Genomic DNA, 17,592 nt, shown 5'->3' on the forward strand with positions numbered 1-17,592 from the left:
CCGCCGGTTAACTTTCTACCGCGCGGATGGCGTTATTGAGATTTTGCGGGGAGAGATTGGCCTGGAGAAAATCAGCTTCCTGCGGCAGATCGATTACCAGTTTGGCCACGGTGCCGAAGGTCAGAACACCCTTTTCCAATTGGTAGTCGAGCACATGGCCACCGCCATTGCGGGTGTCAGTAATAAAATGCTCGTGGTAGCCGGCAACATTTATTCCTTGGGTATAGTCCGGGCTGCGAAAACCGATGATCACGCCATTTTGCTGGGTGAAATCAAACGTCGGTTGCTCGGAGATGGCTTCAAGCATGGGTTTATAGGGGCGCTGTTGGCAGGGAACGGTGCGGGTTTCAACGTGGCTGAAGGTGCCATCAATACGCAGAGCACAAAACAGATTATCTGTTTTGGTAAGGTCATCAATCAGGTTATGGAGCTGCTTTCTGCTTATTTTATGTTCGAAACTGCGTTTTTCGGTCGGCTGAAAAAAAGTCATTACTGCGAAAGGTGTCTTCTGTTCTGGTTGTGCTGAACGGGCGCTGCCATCGGATCGTAATTGATAAATTTTACTGTTTAGTGCGACTAATTCACCATCAAGATTGTTAAATGTTCCTAATCCAAAATCACCGTGTTTCAGTAGTTCTGCCATGGTGATTTGGCCTTCATAAACCCCACTAATTAGCGCGCTCATTAGTGATGTTTGATAAATAATGCACTCAGGATGCTTTTCTCTATAGGCAATAAAGCTTTTTACAATCTCTTGAGTACATGAACAATGCGATGTTATTGATTTAGTCATCTCTCTCTCTCCGCCTTACCTGTAACATAAATTATATTTATATTTACGTATAAGGTTGACGCTGAAAGAACATAAGTACCAATATAGGAATCCCACTTTTTTGATATCAATAATATATGGAACTACGTTATCTACGATATTTTGCTGCGGTTGCTTCAGCCCGCCATTTCACCCGGGCGGCTGAAAAGCTGGGTATCTCTCAGCCACCACTAAGTCAGCAAATTCAAAAGCTAGAGCGGGAGATCGGGACACCACTGCTACGTCGGCTCACGCGCGGTGTTGAACTGACTGATGCAGGGAAAGCGTTCTATGTGGATGCCTGTCATATATTGACGCTTACGGATGAAGCGATAGAGCGAGCTAAAAGTATCGCGCGCGGGGAGACGGGTAAGTTGCGGGTAGGTTTTGCCAGCTCGACAGCCTTCCAGCCCTTGGTATTGCGCCTACTCCACGCCTATCGGGATAAATATCCTGAGGTGATATTGTCACCCAGTGAAAAGACCATGCCGGTGTTAATGAATGATTTGCATAACGAACGCATTGATGTGGCTTTTATCCGTCAGCCATGTGATGCCAGTAATGAATTCACCTGTAAGGTGCTGGTGGAGGAAGATATGTTGCTGGTACTGCCCCATAACCATCAGTTGCATCGCTGCCCACAAATCAATCTGCAAGCGATACAGCATGAAAAGCTGATTACTTTCCCTCGCGAAGTGGCTCCAGGATTGTTTGATACCATTATCAGCGCTTGCTACCGTGCCGGGTTTAAGCCGGAGCTGGGGCAACAATCCCCCCAGTTGGTGTCTGCCATAGGGATGGTGTCGGCAGGCTTTGGTTTTACTATCGTGCCTCGCTCGCTGACAACTATTCAGGCGAATAATGTTACTTATCATGAGATTGACGATAGCTTGCTAAAAACCAAGATTACGCTGGCATGGCGGCGGCATGAGCGCTCTGCTGCGGTACTTAATATGGTGAGTATCATTGCTCGCACGGGTAAGTAATTAACCGCTGTTAACCCTCACTCGCGGTGATAAAGGGCAACTTAAGTGTAATGCGCGTGAATTTATCTGCCTCGCTTAGGACGGTGACACCATATTCGTTGCCATAGCGGACTTTAATTCGCCGATCTACCAGATTCATCCCCAGCCCATCGCCGTTTGGTTGCGGTTGATACAAACCAGCATTGTCTTCCACTTCCAGTATCAACGTATTGCCCTCGAGCTTACCGTGCAAGGTGATGCGCCCGTTATTGAACATCTGCGCTATACCGTGTTTGATGGCATTTTCGACCACGGGTTGCAGGGAAAAAGCCGGTAAACGCGCTTCCATCAACTCATCAGGTAATGAGATCTCAACGGAGAGGCGGTCGGCAAAACGTGCCTTTTCTATTTCCAGATAAGCATTCACATGTTCAATTTCATCGCTCAGCGTGACCACATCATGGCTGCGCTTGAGGTTCTTACGGAAAAATGTCGACAAAGAAAGCACCAGCTTGCGGGCATGGTCTGGATTACGGCGGATTACTACTGACAGGGTATTCAGTGCGTTAAAGAGGAAGTGAGGATTTACTTGCGCGTGCAGTAGCTTGATTTCTGATTGTGCCAATAGCTGTTTCTGTTGTTCAAATTCACCCGCCAGAATCTGGGCGGACAGCAGGTGAGCAATACCTTCACCCAATGTGCGGTTGATACTGGAGAACAATTTACTTTTTGGTTCATACAGCTTGATGCTGCCAATCACCCGATGCTCTTCACCGCGTAGTGGGATAACTAACGTGGAACCCAGTTTGCAGTTGGGTGAAATAGAGCAGGTATAAGGGACGGCATTGCCATCGGCATAAACCACCTGATTCAACTCAATCGCCCGGTGGGTATGGTCTGAGGTGATAGCACTCCCCACAAGGTGATGGTCGGCGCCGGTGCCGATAAATGCCAGTAATTTCTCGCGGTCGGTAATTGCCACCGCGCCAACGCCCAGCTCCTCATACAAAATACGAGCCACCCGCATACTGTTTTGTTGGTCAAAACCATGGCGTAGTTGCCCCTCCGCCCGTGCGGCAATTTGTAATGCTTTGGCTGAGAAGGCGGTGGTGTATTTTTCGAAAATAGCCCGCCGGTCCAATAAGATACGCATAAACATGGCAGCACCAATGGTATTGGTGATCATCATTGGCAGGGCAATGTTTCCGACCAACTCGACAGCTTCATGGAATGGGCGGGCAACGGCCAAAATAATTAACATTTGCAGGACTTCAGCGACCAGCGTAATGCCTGCAACCACCAGCGGTTGGAAGAGCAAGTCAAGGCGGTTTTTACGTATCAGATAGCTGTGGAGGAAGCCACCCAATAGCCCTTCAGCGACGGTAGACAACATACAGGCGGTGGCGGTCATCCCACCCATGGAGTAGCGGTGCAACCCACCCGTCAGCCCCACCAGGAAACCGACCGATGGCCCCCCCAGAACACCGCCCAACACGGCACCGATAGCACGGGTATTGGCGATGGAGTCCTCAATATGCAGACCAAAATAGGTGCCCATGATACAAAACATGGAAAACGTGAGATAGCACACCAGTTTGTGGGGCAGCCGAATGGTAACCTGCATTAACGGAATAAACAGCGGTGTTTTACTTAACAGATAGGCGATCACCAGATACACACACATCTGTTGTAGCAGGGAGAAAATCAGTTCGGCTTGGCTTACGCCCATATTGATAACCACAAATGCTAATTCTTGCCGCTATTGTAACCACATTTAGCCGCAGAAAGTTTTAACCGTTACCCCTTTTAAGCAAAAAGGGCCTTATATGGGCAAACGTCAGCTCAGTTCCCTGTTTTGGGCATTTCTACTGGCCGATGTTATCCGCACTGTTTTTACGTCTTAACTTAGGGTTTTACGTCATTCACGCACGCCTTACGCCGTTTACACACTGTTTTTTTTGCTAATTCATATGAGAAAAAATTTCATTAATAGTAAGCCGATTTTTTTGGCGGCCTTTGACTATGCTTATAGTTTGGGTAAGAAAAGTTAACTGACGAGCTTTTACTGTCAGAAAATGAGTATTAGGGCATTAAATCAACTAATTGGTTAATCATTGACCTTAGTCACTCTTTAAACGCTAAATGGATTGCATGATGAAAAGGTCGGTTCTGCTGTCAGTGTTCAGAATTTGGCTCAAAATCATGCCGTTAATCATAGGAAGAAATCATGCCAGTACTTCCCGATCGTCAGGTGATTAATCAGATTATTTCCGGCCATTATGCCGATCCCTTTTCCATTTTGGGTATGCACCAAACTGCGCAAGGGTTACAGATATGCGCTTTGCTGCCAGATGCAAAAGAAGTCTGGCTGGTCGAAACGGAAAGTGGGCGCAACATTGCTCAGTTGACCAGTGAAGACCCGCGCGGTTTTTTCATTGCGAAGCTTCCTCGTCGTAAAAGCCCGTTTCGTTATCAATTAGCGGTTACCTGGCAAGACAGTCCCCAAATCATCGAAGATCCTTATCGATTCGGGACGTTATTGCAGGATATTGACAGTTGGTTATTGGCCGAAGGCACCCATCTACGCCCTTATGAACGGCTGGGTGGGCATTTAATGAGCCTTGATGGGGTCGCGGGGGTCAGTTTTGCCGTTTGGGCACCTAATGCCAAACGGGTGTCTGTGGTGGGGGAGTTTAACTTTTGGGATGGTCGCCGCCACCCGATGCGGTTACGGCGCGAAAATGGTATTTGGGAGCTATTCCTGCCTGGCGTACAAGCCGGCCAGTTGTACAAATTTGAGATAATAGACAGTAATGATCAGGTGCGCTTAAAAGCGGACCCTTATGCATTTGAAGCTCAGATGCGGCCAGAAACTGCCTCGTTGGTCAGCCCGTTACCTGAAGTGGTGCAAAATACGCCAGCAAGACAGAAAGCCAATGATTTGCGCTCACCGGTTTCTATCTATGAAGTCCATCTCGGTTCATGGCGCCGCCATACCGATAATAACTATTGGCTCAGTTATGGCGAGTTGGCGGAGCAACTGGTTGAATACGTTAAATACATGGGGTTTACCCATGTCGAGCTGCTGCCGATTAACGAACATCCATTCGATGGCAGCTGGGGTTATCAGCCGCTCGGGTTATATGCACCGACCCGCCGCTTTGGTACTCCGCAGGATTTCAAAGATTTTGTTGCCGCATTCCATACCGCGGGGATTAACGTCATCCTTGATTGGGTTCCCGGTCACTTCCCGAGTGATGAACACGGGCTGATGCAGTTTGATGGCACCTCGTTGTATGAATATGCCGATCCGCGCGAAGGCTATCATCAGGATTGGAATACCCTGATTTATAACTATGGTCGTAATGAGGTCCGTAATTATTTGGCTGGCAATGCGTTTTACTGGATGGAACGTTTTGGTATCGATGCATTGCGTATCGATGCCGTAGCTTCGATGATTTATCGCGATTATAGCCGTGCTGAAGGGCAGTGGGTGCCTAACTATTATGGCGGGCGTGAAAATCTGGAAGCGATTGCTTTCCTGCGTTACACCAATCACACCATCGGCGTTGAGCGCCCAGGCGGTGTGACGATGGCGGAGGAATCGACCGATTTTCCTGGCGTGACATTACCGCCCGATGCCGGCGGATTAGGGTTTAACTATAAATGGAATATGGGTTGGATGCATGACACGCTCAATTACATGCAGTGTGATCCGATTCATCGCAAGTACCACCATAATCTGATGACTTTCGGGATGTTGTACGCCTATACCGAGAATTTTATCTTGCCTATCTCCCACGATGAAGTGGTGCACGGTAAGCGCTCGGTGCTCGATCGTATGCCAGGGGATGCCTGGCAGAAATTCGCCAACCTGCGTGCCTATTACGCATTTATGTGGGCGCATCCCGGTAAAAAACTGCTGTTTATGGGCTGCGAGTTTGCACAGGGGCGTGAGTGGAATTTCGATACCAGCCTGGACTGGCATCTACTGGATGATGAAAATGGCTGGCACCGTGGCGTGCAGCGTTTTGTTCGTGACCTGAACCACTGCTATCAACAACATGCGCCACTCTATGAATTAGATTACCAGCCCGATGGCTTTGAATGGCTGGTGGTAGATGACCACGAAAACTCAGTGTTTGCTTTCTTGCGCCGTGATGCGAATGGTGGCGAACTGATTGCCATCAGTAATTTCACACCGGTGCCGCGTTATGACTACCGTGTGGGCATTCCGCAGGCAGGGCATTATCGGGAAGTACTTAATTCTGACTCTGAGTTTTACCGTGGCAGCAATCTGGGTAATCAGGGGGGGATCCATAGCCAGCATGTCGGTAGCCATAACCACGCGCACTCATTGTTGTTAACACTACCGCCACTGTCGACTATTTACCTGTTACGGGAGGGGTAGGATGACTGGCCTTACCCGTGGTTCCCCGACACCGATTGGTGCCCATTTTGATGGGGCTGGGATAAATTTCACGCTGTTTTCAGCCCATGCTGAACAGGTCGAACTGTGTCTGTTTGATGACAATAACCAAGAATTGAGGATTGCCTTGCCCGCCCGCAGTGGTGATATCTGGCATGGCTATCTGCCTGGAGGTAAACCGGGGCAGCGCTATGGTTATCGGGTCAGCGGGCCATTTGACCCACAACAAGGGCATCGTTTTAACCCACATAAATTATTGATAGACCCCGGTGCCCATGCATTAGATCGCAAAGTGGCGGATGATCCAAGCTTGGAGGGGGGGGTTAATCAGCCCGATGAGCGCGACAGTGCTGCGGCCTTACCTAAGTGCATTGTGGTACATGAAGAATATGACTGGCAGGAGGATAAGTCACCGGCTATTCCTTGGGGCAATACCGTGATTTATGAAGCCCATGTGCGCGGCTTAACCAAACTGCACCCTGATATTCCGGCTGATCTGCGTGGTAGCTATGCGGCGTTAGCTCATCCCGTCATGATTACCTATTTGCAAGACATGGGCATTACCACACTGGAGTTGTTACCGGTGCAATTCCACGTCGATGAACCTCGTTTACAGAAGATGGGGCTGGGTAATTATTGGGGCTATAACGTGCTGGCGCCTTATGCCGTTGATCCTGATTATGCCTCGGGCCGTGACGGTATATCTCCGCTGCGAGAGCTGCGAGATGCGGTCAAAGCGTTACATAAAGCGGGTATCGAAGTGATTCTCGATGTGGTGTTCAATCACAGCGCCGAATTGGATATTTTTGGCCCAACCCTGTGCCAGCGCGGTATCGACAATGCTAGCTATTACTGGCTCACTCCTGACGGTGAATACGACAACATGACTGGCTGCGGCAATACGCTGCGGCTTAATCATCCTAATGTCATGCAGTGGGTTATCGACTGCCTGCATCATTGGCTCGATAGCTGCCATGTTGACGGCTTCCGCTTTGATCTGGGTACCGTTCTGGGCCGCACGCCGGCTTTTGACCAACATGCCCCTTTATTCGCCGCGCTGGCTGCCGATGAGCGGCTGCGTGCCTGCAAAATGATTGCCGAGCCTTGGGATATTGGTCTGGGAGGCTATCAACTGGGTAACTTCCCTACCGGTTTTAGTGAATGGAATGACCAGTATCGTGATGCGATGCGCCGTTTCTGGTTACGGGATGACTTACCGCTGGGGCTGTTTGCGCAGCACTTTGCCGCTTCAAGCAATCTGTTCCAACAGCGGGGGCGTTTGCCTTCCGCCAGTATCAATCAAATTACCGCCCATGATGGTTTTACTTTGCAGGATTTGCTGTGTTTTAACCAAAAGCACAATCAAATCAATGGAGAGGAAAACCGTGATGGCAGTGATAACAATCTTAGTAATAATTTTGGTAGCGAAGGGTTGGTGGCTGACGAGGCTATCTGGCAACGGCGTAAGTCTTGTCAGCGGGCATTGTTGGCCAGCTTATTACTCTCGCAGGGAACGCCAATGTTACTGGCCGGTGACGAGCATGGTCACAGCCAGCAAGGTAATAACAATGCATATTGTCAGAACAACATCCTCACCTGGCTCGACTGGGGCAGTGCGGATCGTTCATTAATGACATTTACCGCCGATCTTATCCGGTTACGCCAGCAAATTCCGGCCCTGATTAAGGACGCATGGTGGCAGGAGGGGGATGGCAATGTGCAATGGCTGGATAGTCAGGGGCAAGTGCTGAGTGATGCGGCTTGGGAACATGGCTGCCAGAAACAGCTGCAAATTCTGTTGTCTCAGCGCTGGCTGGTGGTGATTAACGCCACTGGTCAAGAATGTGAAATACAGTTACCTGCGGGGGAATGGGAGGTTATCCCTCCTTTTGGGCCGTCAGAGCAGATGGAATCATTCACCGTATGGAACGGAGCCGCGCATGACATTTGCGTGCTCGTACTGAAATCTTAAGGAGTCAGCCATGGTTAAATTCGAAAATAAAGACCCATTGATGTTAGCCAGACAATTACCGAATAAATCTGTAGCGCTGATTCTGGCCGGAGGTCGTGGTTCTCGCCTGAAAGATTTGACCGCCACCCGTGCCAAACCGGCGGTACATTTTGGCGGCAAGTTCCGTATCATCGATTTTGCGCTATCTAACTGCTTGAATTCAGGTATCCGCCGTATCGGTGTCATCACCCAGTACCAGTCTCATACTCTGGTGCAGCATATTCAACGTGGCTGGTCATTCCTCAACGAGGAGATGAACGAGTTTGTTGATTTATTGCCTGCCCAACAACGTTTGAGCACCGAGCATTGGTACAAAGGTACTGCGGACGCCGTTTATCAAAACCTGGATATTATCCGCCGCTATGAGGCGGAATATGTGGTCATTCTGGCCGGTGACCACATCTACAAGATGGATTACTCGCGCATGCTCATCGACCACGTAGAGAAAGGCGCTGAGTGCACCGTTGCTTGTATCCCGGTACCCATTAACGAAGCCAATGAATTTGGGGTAATGGAGGTGGACGAGGATTACCAGATAACGGCTTTCTTTGAAAAACCTGCGAACCCGCCTTCAATGCCTGGACGGCCTGATATGGCGTTAGCCAGTATGGGGATCTATATTTTTAATGCCAATTATCTGTTCAAGTTATTAGAAGAAGATATGAATACCCCTGGCTCTACCCATGATTTTGGTAAAGATTTGATTCCCAAACTTACCGAACAGAAGGCGGCTTGGGCACATCCGTTTGATCTCTCCTGCGTGACCTCCAATGCCGAATTGCCACCTTATTGGCGTGATGTTGGGACATTGGATGCCTACTGGCGGGCCAACCTGGATTTGGCATCGGTCACACCAGAACTGGATATGTATGACCGTGCCTGGCCAATCCGTACCCATATGGAACCGTTGCCGCCGGCTAAGTTTGTTCAGGATCGCTCCGGTAGCCATGGCATGACCATGAACTCGCTGGTCTCCGGTGGCTGTATTGTTTCTGGCTCGGTAGTGGTGCATTCGGTGTTGTTCCCTCGGGTTCGGGTGAACTCGTTCTGTACCATTGATTCCACGGTATTGCTGCCTGATGTCAATGTTGGTCGCTCGTGCCGTTTACGCCGCTGCATTATTGATCGCGCCTGTCACATACCTGAAGGGATGGTTATCGGGGAAAACGCCGATGAAGATAGCGCCCGTTTTTATCGTTCGGAGGGCGGAGTGGTGCTAGTGACCCGTGCGATGCTGGCGAAATTAGCCGTCAACGTCAAATAGGGCTATTTTATTTATCCGATAGGTGTCAGGAGTCACGATGCGGGTCTTACACGTATGTTCTGAGCTATTTCCTTTGTTGAAAACAGGGGGATTGGCTGATGTTGTCGGCGCTTTACCTGCCGCACAAATTGCTGAAGGGGCCGATGTTCGGGTCATGCTACCGGGCTTCCCTGATTTGCGTCGTGGAATACCAGACACCGTGCTGGTTAGGGAGATAGACACCTTTGCCGGACGGGTTTCTCTGCGCTACGGCCATTATCAGGGCATTGGTATCTATCTTATTGATGCTCCGGGGTTATATGACCGCGCTGGCAGCCCTTATCACGACCAGTCGTTGCATGCTTACGCCGATAACTATCGCCGCTTTGCCTTGCTGGGATGGATGGCGTGTGAGCTGGCCTGCGGGCTGGATGGCTTCTGGCGTCCCGATGTGGTGCATGCCCATGATTGGCACGCTGGGCTGGCCTGTGCTTATCTGGCGGCACGTGGTAGACCGGCACGATCAGTATTTACCGTCCATAATTTGGCCTATCAGGGGCTATTTGCCGGGTACCATTTGGCTGAGTTACAACTCCCTGCCGCATTTTTCCAAATGTACGGGCTGGAGTTCTACGGTCAAATTTCCTATCTGAAAGCTGGGCTGTTCTTTGCTGATCATGTCACTACTGTCAGCCCGACCTATGCCAAAGAAATTACCCAACCTGCTTTTGGTTACGGCATGGAAGGGCTGCTGCAAGAGCGAGCCAGTCAGGGGCGTTTGACCGGCATCCTCAATGGGGTGGATAGCGCCATTTGGGATCCACAGAGCGATACCTTGCTGCATGCCTGCTATGACATAGAGAACCTGCAGCAGAAAGCGGTGAACAAAGTGCATCTGCAAACCACGATGGGGTTGGAGGTGACGGATAAGAAACCTATTTTTGCCGTGGTCAGTAGATTGACCGAGCAAAAAGGGTTGGATTTGGTGCTGGAAGCTTTGCCTGAATTACTGAAACTAGGTGGGCAACTGGCGGTTTTGGGGGCGGGGGATGCCATTCTACAAGAGGAGTTTTTGGCGGCAGCGGCAGACTATTCCGGCCAGGTTGGGGTACAAATTGGTTATCACGAGGCATTTTCTCACCGAATTATTGCCGGTGCGGATGTGATTCTGGTGCCTAGCCGTTTTGAACCTTGTGGGTTAACGCAGTTGTATGGTTTGAAATATGGCACTTTGCCACTGGTCCGGCATACGGGCGGGTTGGCAGATACCGTGGTGGATTGCGCGCTGGAAAATCTGGCGGATGGCAGCGCCTCGGGGTTTGTGTTTGATGAATGCGATGCGCAGGCATTGGTGCGGGCAATTCGCCGTGCTTTTGTTCTGTGGAGCCGGCCAAAACATTGGCGTCATGTTCAGCGTCATGCAATGGGGTTGGACTTTGGTTGGCAAGTAGCTGCTGGTCAATATCTGTCACTTTATCGGCGTCTCTAGTTGTCGATTTGTTGTAACCACGAATTGGGAAAACCGCTATGACATCACCGTTCAGTTATACCTCACCCGTTGTCAGTGTGGATGCGCTGAAACACTCGATTGCCTACAAATTGATGTTTATTGTCGGCAAAGATCCCTCGATTGCGACTCAGCACGATTGGCTGAATGCGACATTATTTGCGGTACGGGATCGGATGGTAGAACGCTGGCTACGTTCTAACCGCGCACAATTATCACAAGACGTTCGTCAGGTTTACTATCTGTCGATGGAATTTTTATTGGGGCGAACCCTCTCTAATGCACTGTTATCGATGGGTATTTATGAAGATATCGAACAGGCGCTGGATGAGATGGGCCTCAATCTGTCAGAGCTGTTGCAAGAAGAAAACGACCCTGGGCTTGGCAATGGTGGCTTAGGCCGTCTGGCGGCGTGTTTTCTGGACTCACTGGCAACACTGGCACTACCGGGCCGTGGCTACGGTATCCGCTACGAATATGGCATGTTCAGCCAGAAAATAGTGGATGGCCAACAGATGGAGTCGCCAGATAACTGGCTGGAATACGGTAATGCCTGGGAATTCCCACGCCATAATACCCGCTATAAAGTGCGCTTCGGTGGCCGAATTCAGCAGGAAGGCAGCAAAACTCGCTGGCTGGAAACCGAAGAAATCCTCGCCTGTGCTTATGATCAAATCATCCCCGGCTTTGATACGGATGCAACTAATACACTGCGCTTATGGTCTGCGCAGGCCAGTAATGAAATCAATCTGGGTAAATTCAATCAGGGTGATTACTTTGCTGCGGTTGAAGATAAAAACCATTCAGAAAACGTATCACGAGTGTTATATCCCGATGATTCTACCTATTCCGGCCGTGAATTACGTTTGCGACAAGAGTACTTTTTAGTGTCGGCGACGGTACAGGATATCCTCAGCCGCCACTGGACCATGCATCAGACGTTCGATAATCTGGCAGATAAGATTGCTATTCATCTCAATGATACTCACCCGGTCCTTTCCATTCCTGAAATGATGCGTCTGTTGATCGACGAACATAAGTTTAATTGGATGGATGCGTGGGACGTGGTGCAGCAGGTGTTCTCATACACCAATCACACGCTGATGACCGAAGCGCTGGAAACCTGGCCAATTGACATGATTGGCAAAATCTTACCGCGCCATCTGCAAATCATTTTTGATATCAATGATCACTTCCTCAAACTGGTACAGGAACAATATCCGTCTGAACCAGAACTGTTGCCACGAGTCTCTATTATTGATGAAACCCATGGGCGGAAGGTCCGTATGGCATGGCTTGCGGTGATCGCCAGCCATAAAGTTAACGGTGTGTCTGCTTTGCACTCTGAACTCATGGTGCAGTCACTGTTTGCCGATTTCGCTCACATTTTCCCTAATCGCTTCTGCAATAAAACCAATGGGGTGACGCCACGGCGCTGGCTGGGGTTGGCTAACCGACCACTGGCTACGGTATTGGATGACAGTATTGGTCACAATTGGCGAACTGATCTGAGCCAACTCAGTGAGCTGGAAAAAAACCTCGATTACCCAAGCTTCTTGCAGGCATTGCAAAAGGCCAAGTTGGAGAACAAAAAACGGCTGGCGGCTTATATTGCTGAAAAATTGAATATTGTGGTCAATCCAGGCGCGTTGTTTGATGTGCAAATCAAACGTATTCATGAGTACAAACGACAATTGCTGAATGTGTTGCATGTTATCACCCGCTATAACCGTATTCTCGAAGCACCGGATGAGAAGTGGGTGCCGCGCGTGGTGATTTTTGCCGGTAAAGCGGCATCAGCTTATTACAATGCTAAGCAAATAATTCGATTGATCAACGACGTGGCGAAGGTAATCAACAATGACCCTCGGATTAATAACCTGCTGAAAGTAGTATTTATTCCGAACTATAGCGTGAGTCTGGCGCAGTTGATCATTCCGGCGGCTGACCTATCGGAACAGATTTCGCTGGCGGGAACCGAGGCTTCGGGTACCAGTAATATGAAGTTTGCCCTCAACGGGGCGCTGACCATTGGCACACTGGATGGGGCTAACGTCGAGATCCGCGAACATGTGGGTGAGGAGAATATCTTTATCTTCGGCAATACCACCGAACAGGTCGAGGTGCTGCGTAACAATGGTTATAACCCACGGAAATATTACGATGAAGATCCTGAATTGCATCTGGCATTGACGCAAATGGCGACGGGCACCTTTAGCCCCGAAGACCCTAAGCGTTATACCAGCCTGTTCGATTCACTGGTCAATTTTGGTGATCACTACCAGCTATTGGCTGATTATCGCAGCTATGTGGATACTCAGGAGCAGGTTGATACGCTATATCGCCATTCGGACGAATGGACGCGCAAGACGTTACTCAATATTGCCAATATGGGTTACTTCTCTTCAGATCGTACCATTGAAGAATATGCCGATGAGATTTGGCATATTAAGCCTATCCGGCTGTAGTTATATCCACTGAGCTAATAATAAAAACCCTCTTCAACAGTCAACTGTGAAGAGGGTTTTTTTAAGCAGATCGACGAACTGGGTTGGCTATCAGGAAACCAGCGATAATGTCTGTTGTTTCCCGGCCTGCACCTGTGCCAACCATTCGGCAACGCGCTGTTTCTGCGCATCGTCCAGAGCCATACCTAACTTGGTACGACGCCAAATCGCATCATCTAGTTCTACAACCCATTCTTTTTCAACCAGATAGCGTAATTCTGCTTCGTACAAACCATGGCCGAAATGTTCACCCAAGCTTTCGATACTGGTAGCTTCTGCCAAAATTAGCTCGCTATGGCTACCATAAGTACGGGTATAGCGGCGGGCCAGCCCTTCAGGTAACCAGTTATAGCGATGGCGCAACTGAACAGTATAGTTGTCACGGCTGCCGCCAATATCACCACCCGGCAATGCGCCAGTCTTGGTCCATGCTGGGCCGACATTCGGATAGTAGCCAGACAGTTTTTCCAACGCGTGTTCTGCCAGTTTGCGATAGGTGGTCAGTTTGCCGCCAAATACAGAAAGCAGTGGTGCTTTACCCCCTTCATCGGCCACATCCAGCGTGTAGTCGCGGGTGACAGCTTGCGGTGAATCTGATTCGTCGTCACATAGCGGACGTACACCAGAGTAGGTCCACACGATATCGTCGCGACCCAACTGTTTTTTAAAGTGATCGTTATACACTTTCAGCAGGTAATCGATCTCTTGTGAGTCGATCTTCACCTCTTTCGGATCGCCGTGGTACTCCACGTCAGTGGTGCCGATGATGGAATATTCATCCAACCACGGAATGACGAAAACAATACGATGGTCTTCGTTTTGCAGAATATAGGCTTGTGGCTGATTATGAACCCGTGGCACGACGATATGGCTGCCTTTAATCAAGCGGATGCCATAAGGCGATTTCAGCTTCAGGCCGTCGTCGAAGAATTGCTTAACCCATGGTCCGGTCGCATTTACCAAGCCTTTGGCACGCCAGGTAAAGGTTTTGCCGGTATTCACATCAATGGCTTCAACCATCCATAGGCCTTGTTCACGCCAGGCACGGGTCACTTTGGTACGGGTGCGGACTTCACCACCGCGCTCGACCGCTTCTTGTGCATTCAGCACCACCAGACGAGCATCATCGACCCAGCAGTCAGAATATTCGAAACCGCGCACCAATTCTGGTTTCAATACCGACTCTGGCCCAAAACGCAACCCTTTACTGGCAGGCAGACTGGTACGTTTGCCCAAGTGATCGTACAGGAACAAACCAGTGCGGATCATCCAGGCTGGGCGCAGGTGGGGTTGATGCGGCAGACGAAAACGCATTGGGAATGCGATATGCGGTGCCAGTTTCAATAATACTTCACGTTCGGCCAGTGCTTCACTTACCAGACGGAATTCATAGTGTTCCAGATAGCGCAGGCCACCGTGGATAAGTTTGGAGCTGGCGGAAGACGTAGCACAGGCCAAGTCTTGCGCTTCCAGCAGCAGAACGGACAGGCCACGCCCTGCCGCATCCGCAGCGATACCGGCACCATTAATGCCGCCACCGATCACGATCAAGTCTTTGGTTTCCATGCTTCCTCTCTCCAGATGTTCGAAACAGCTCTTTAATGTTCGTTTTCGCTCATGATTGTAATCAAAAACCAACAAACAAGCCAAGAGTTAACCAAAAAAAAACATTTCCCCGTGATGGAGGTAACATTTTTGTTATCAAAATGTGGGAGGAAGGACTGGATTTGGACTTAGTGGATAGTTGATCTGGTTCGGTGTTCGGTGTTCGGTGATCCGATTCGGTTGTTAGAGCACTTGAGTTGCTTTAACAACCGCACCGGATCACCAAAACTAAAATTTAACGACTAACACAACTCCAATTGAACCTGATGCTGCTCAATAATCTTCATCACACTGGGAGGAGGCATCTGATCGGTAAACAGATAATCAATCAAATTCATATTCCCCAAATTCACCATTGCGTTACGACCAAACTTTGAGTGGTCGGTTACCAGCATCACACAACGGGAGTTCTCGATAATTGCTCGCTTGGTGCGCACTTCATGGTAATCAAACTCTAATAGTGAGCCGTCCATATCAATACCACTGATACCAAGGATGCCGTAATCAAGACGGAACTGAGAAATGAAATCCAGTGTAGCCTCACCAATAATCCCACCATCGCGGGTGCGAACTTCACCACCAGCCAGAATCAGCCGGAAATCCTCTTTAGCCGTCAGCAAGGTAGCAACGTTAAGATTATTGGTCACCACCCGCAGCCCCTTATGGTTCATCAGCGCGTGGGCGACAGCTTCTGGCGTGGTACCTATATCGATAAACAGTGTTGCACCATCGGGGATCTGGCTGGCAACACGCTGTGCAATACGGGCCTTTTCTTCCGACCACATCACTTTACGATCGTTATAGGCGGCGTTAACTGAGCTGGAAGGGAGTGCTGCACCACCATGATGACGATGAATTTTGTTTTGGTCAGCCAAATCATTCAAATCACGCCGGATGGTTTGCGGGCTAACGGCAAAATGTTCTACTAACTCTTCAGTGCTGACGTAGCCTTGTTGGCGTACCAATTCAATAATCGCATCATGCCGCTGCGTTTGCTTCACTATAATCCCCTAATGCGCCTGGTTGCTCAGGCAGTTATTGTGTGGTTCTTACGCTGCTGCGCGTATCCCAAAATGCCATTAATAACCCAATAATCAAACCTGAAACGTGAGCCGCATTGGCAATCGACAAACCTAAAACATCGAAATAACCGGCAATCAGCCAGAGGACAGAAAAAGCCATTAAACCTCGGGGCAACGAGATACCGCGCTCGGGTGCGCGTTCACCGGTCAGCCAGACATAACCCATTAAGGCATACACCACACCAGACAGACCACCAAAATTCACACCGCTAAATAGCGATTGCCCCCAGCCACTGAACAGGGCAGATACCACAGTTAATACCAGCAATTTACCGGTGCCAAGCCGTTTTTCCATTTGTCCTGCCAGATACCACCACCACATCAGGTTAAATAAGATATGCAGTAGCGAAAAGTGTAAAAAACCATGGCTGACCCAGCGCCAGAGTTGTAGATATTGGCTCTCGTCACGGGGCCAGGCAAGCCATGACATAACGGCCGCATCGCCGATAATTTGCATCAGAATATAGATGGCGATGCACAGCACCATGACACTCAATGTCAGTGGGCCAGCCTGACTGCGCAGTGTCTGCAGGTAGGAAAAGCGCTGATAGGATAAATTTGAGTGTAAATTACCCGATTGCCAGCTTGCGGCCTGATAGCGTGGATTGAGGGGATCGAGCAAAAACTGTTCCAGCTCCTGCTGCACCAAGGGCAATTGCTCATCATCGGCAAGCCAGATCTCTGCACCCTGAGTATCAGGCCGAACTTCCAGTACCACATTGCGAGTGGCCATATAATCCACAAAGGCCTGCGCCAGACGCGGATTAGAGATTGCTATTACACGAATCATATTTATACCCTTCATCTTTCAAGTTGCAGCTGTGTTGGCTGCTCTCGCTTACCCGAATCACTGACTTGAGTCAGCTCATCGGGATTCTCTCCCTTGCCGCCTTCCTGCCTCTTGAAATCTATTGGGTATCACGAGATGTTAATCAAAGTGTTTAAAAATATCACAATTGGGTGAGCATTAGCTAACTGGTCTGTACCACGTCTTGTGGATAGCTTTTGGCCCATGCCTCAAAACCACCATCAATGCTGTAAACCGCCTCAAAGCCCTGCTGGAGCAAATACTGCGCCGCCCCTTTGCTGCTATTGCCGTGGTAGCACATCACCATGACGGGCTGTTCAAAATCTGTTTGCTGCATAAAGGTATGCAGGCTGCTATTGGTCAAATGGAACGCGATGGGTGCATGGCCCGCTTCATAACTCTGTGGATCGCGGATATCGACCAATACGGCGGTATTCTCTTTCAGGCGGCTATGAGCCTGCTCAACACTGATTGTTTCAAACTGTTCCATCTTGCTCTACCTTACAAAAATGCATTTAGAGAGAAAATGCCAAAACACGATTATAATCATTTTTTAGCTGATAAATACCAGACTAACTGTAATGTTATTTTTGTCTCTGATTCCAATTTAATATGTTGTTTTTT

Annotated in this window: 12 protein-coding genes; 6 read left to right on the top strand and 6 right to left on the bottom strand. The window is 49.4% G+C overall.

Annotation, left to right across the window (positions count from 1 at the left end; translation table 11 throughout):
• Positions 1–7: 7 nt before the first annotated feature.
• The gene (budA, locus tag V2A85_RS06325; protein WP_420071084.1) at positions 8–793 is read right to left on the bottom strand and encodes an acetolactate decarboxylase; all 786 of its coding nucleotides are present in this window, start codon (positions 791–793) and stop codon (positions 8–10) included.
• Positions 794–909: 116 nt separating this feature from the next.
• Here budA and V2A85_RS06330 point away from each other — a divergent pair, with 116 nt between their 5' ends.
• Positions 910–1,797 carry a LysR family transcriptional regulator gene (locus V2A85_RS06330; protein WP_372560299.1) on the top strand — a complete coding sequence of 296 codons (888 nt, stop codon included), beginning with the start codon at positions 910–912 and terminating at the stop codon, positions 1,795–1,797.
• Positions 1,798–1,807: 10 nt separating this feature from the next.
• Here the strand turns inward: V2A85_RS06330 and V2A85_RS06335 are convergent, their stop codons facing one another.
• Positions 1,808–3,505 carry a LytS/YhcK type 5TM receptor domain-containing protein gene (locus V2A85_RS06335; RefSeq protein WP_420071085.1) on the bottom strand — a complete coding sequence of 566 codons (1,698 nt, stop codon included), beginning with the start codon at positions 3,503–3,505 and terminating at the stop codon, positions 1,808–1,810.
• 498 nt (positions 3,506–4,003) lie between these two features.
• Here V2A85_RS06335 and glgB point away from each other — a divergent pair, with 498 nt between their 5' ends.
• The 5 genes from glgB to glgP are packed head-to-tail and all read left to right on the top strand — an operon-like array spanning position 4,004 to position 13,434.
• Positions 4,004–6,187: a 1,4-alpha-glucan branching protein GlgB gene (gene glgB / locus V2A85_RS06340; RefSeq protein WP_102970495.1), complete on the top strand. Its 2,184-nt coding sequence runs from the start codon at positions 4,004–4,006 to the stop codon at positions 6,185–6,187.
• A gap of 1 nt (position 6,188) precedes the next feature.
• Positions 6,189–8,177, top strand: coding sequence for a glycogen debranching protein GlgX (glgX, locus tag V2A85_RS06345; protein ID WP_420071086.1), 1,989 nt, complete (start codon positions 6,189–6,191; stop codon positions 8,175–8,177).
• A 10-nt stretch (positions 8,178–8,187) separates the two neighbouring features.
• Positions 8,188–9,480, top strand: a complete 1,293-nt coding sequence (glgC, locus tag V2A85_RS06350; protein ID WP_083161267.1) for a glucose-1-phosphate adenylyltransferase — start codon at positions 8,188–8,190, stop codon at positions 9,478–9,480.
• A 37-nt stretch (positions 9,481–9,517) separates the two neighbouring features.
• Entirely contained in the window at positions 9,518–10,948 is a 1,431-nt protein-coding gene (glgA, locus tag V2A85_RS06355; RefSeq protein ID WP_083161265.1) for a glycogen synthase GlgA, read from the top strand.
• Between the two features lie 38 nt (positions 10,949–10,986).
• Positions 10,987–13,434 carry a glycogen phosphorylase gene (gene glgP / locus V2A85_RS06360; protein ID WP_372560304.1) on the top strand — a complete coding sequence of 816 codons (2,448 nt, stop codon included), beginning with the start codon at positions 10,987–10,989 and terminating at the stop codon, positions 13,432–13,434.
• Positions 13,435–13,524: 90 nt separating this feature from the next.
• Here glgP and glpD read toward each other — a convergent pair whose 3' ends face one another.
• The 4 genes from glpD to glpE form a co-directional block, all read right to left on the bottom strand.
• Positions 13,525–15,039, bottom strand: a complete 1,515-nt coding sequence (gene glpD / locus V2A85_RS06365) for a glycerol-3-phosphate dehydrogenase (RefSeq protein WP_420071087.1) — start codon at positions 15,037–15,039, stop codon at positions 13,525–13,527.
• A 281-nt stretch (positions 15,040–15,320) separates the two neighbouring features.
• Positions 15,321–16,079: a DeoR/GlpR family transcriptional regulator gene (locus tag V2A85_RS06370; RefSeq protein ID WP_083161259.1), complete on the bottom strand. Its 759-nt coding sequence runs from the start codon at positions 16,077–16,079 to the stop codon at positions 15,321–15,323.
• Between the two features lie 34 nt (positions 16,080–16,113).
• Positions 16,114–16,950 carry a rhomboid family intramembrane serine protease GlpG gene (glpG, locus tag V2A85_RS06375; RefSeq protein WP_420071088.1) on the bottom strand — a complete coding sequence of 279 codons (837 nt, stop codon included), beginning with the start codon at positions 16,948–16,950 and terminating at the stop codon, positions 16,114–16,116.
• Between the two features lie 181 nt (positions 16,951–17,131).
• Positions 17,132–17,458, bottom strand: coding sequence for a thiosulfate sulfurtransferase GlpE (glpE, locus tag V2A85_RS06380; RefSeq protein ID WP_372560307.1), 327 nt, complete (start codon positions 17,456–17,458; stop codon positions 17,132–17,134).
• Between the last annotated feature and the right edge of the window lie 134 nt (positions 17,459–17,592).

It is taken from the genome of Yersinia sp. 1252 StPb PI (assembly GCF_048593885.1).
GTDB lineage: Bacteria > Pseudomonadota > Gammaproteobacteria > Enterobacterales > Enterobacteriaceae > Yersinia > Yersinia enterocolitica_E.

Bases quoted from the DNA above. Each gene is read 5' to 3' on its own strand.
- budA (WP_420071084.1), bottom strand. From the start codon at position 793: ATGACTAAATCAATAACATCGCATTGTTCATGTACTCAAGAGATTGTA.
- V2A85_RS06330 (WP_372560299.1), top strand. From the start codon at position 910: ATGGAACTACGTTATCTACGATATTTTGCTGCGGTTGCTTCAGCCCGC.
- V2A85_RS06335 (WP_420071085.1), bottom strand. From the start codon at position 3,505: ATGGGCGTAAGCCAAGCCGAACTGATTTTCTCCCTGCTACAACAGATG.
- glgB (WP_102970495.1), top strand. From the start codon at position 4,004: ATGCCAGTACTTCCCGATCGTCAGGTGATTAATCAGATTATTTCCGGC.
- glgX (WP_420071086.1), top strand. From the start codon at position 6,189: ATGACTGGCCTTACCCGTGGTTCCCCGACACCGATTGGTGCCCATTTT.
- glgC (WP_083161267.1), top strand. From the start codon at position 8,188: ATGGTTAAATTCGAAAATAAAGACCCATTGATGTTAGCCAGACAATTA.
- glgA (WP_083161265.1), top strand. From the start codon at position 9,518: ATGCGGGTCTTACACGTATGTTCTGAGCTATTTCCTTTGTTGAAAACA.
- glgP (WP_372560304.1), top strand. From the start codon at position 10,987: ATGACATCACCGTTCAGTTATACCTCACCCGTTGTCAGTGTGGATGCG.
- glpD (WP_420071087.1), bottom strand. From the start codon at position 15,039: ATGGAAACCAAAGACTTGATCGTGATCGGTGGCGGCATTAATGGTGCC.
- glpG (WP_420071088.1), bottom strand. From the start codon at position 16,950: ATGATTCGTGTAATAGCAATCTCTAATCCGCGTCTGGCGCAGGCCTTT.
- glpE (WP_372560307.1), bottom strand. From the start codon at position 17,458: ATGGAACAGTTTGAAACAATCAGTGTTGAGCAGGCTCATAGCCGCCTG.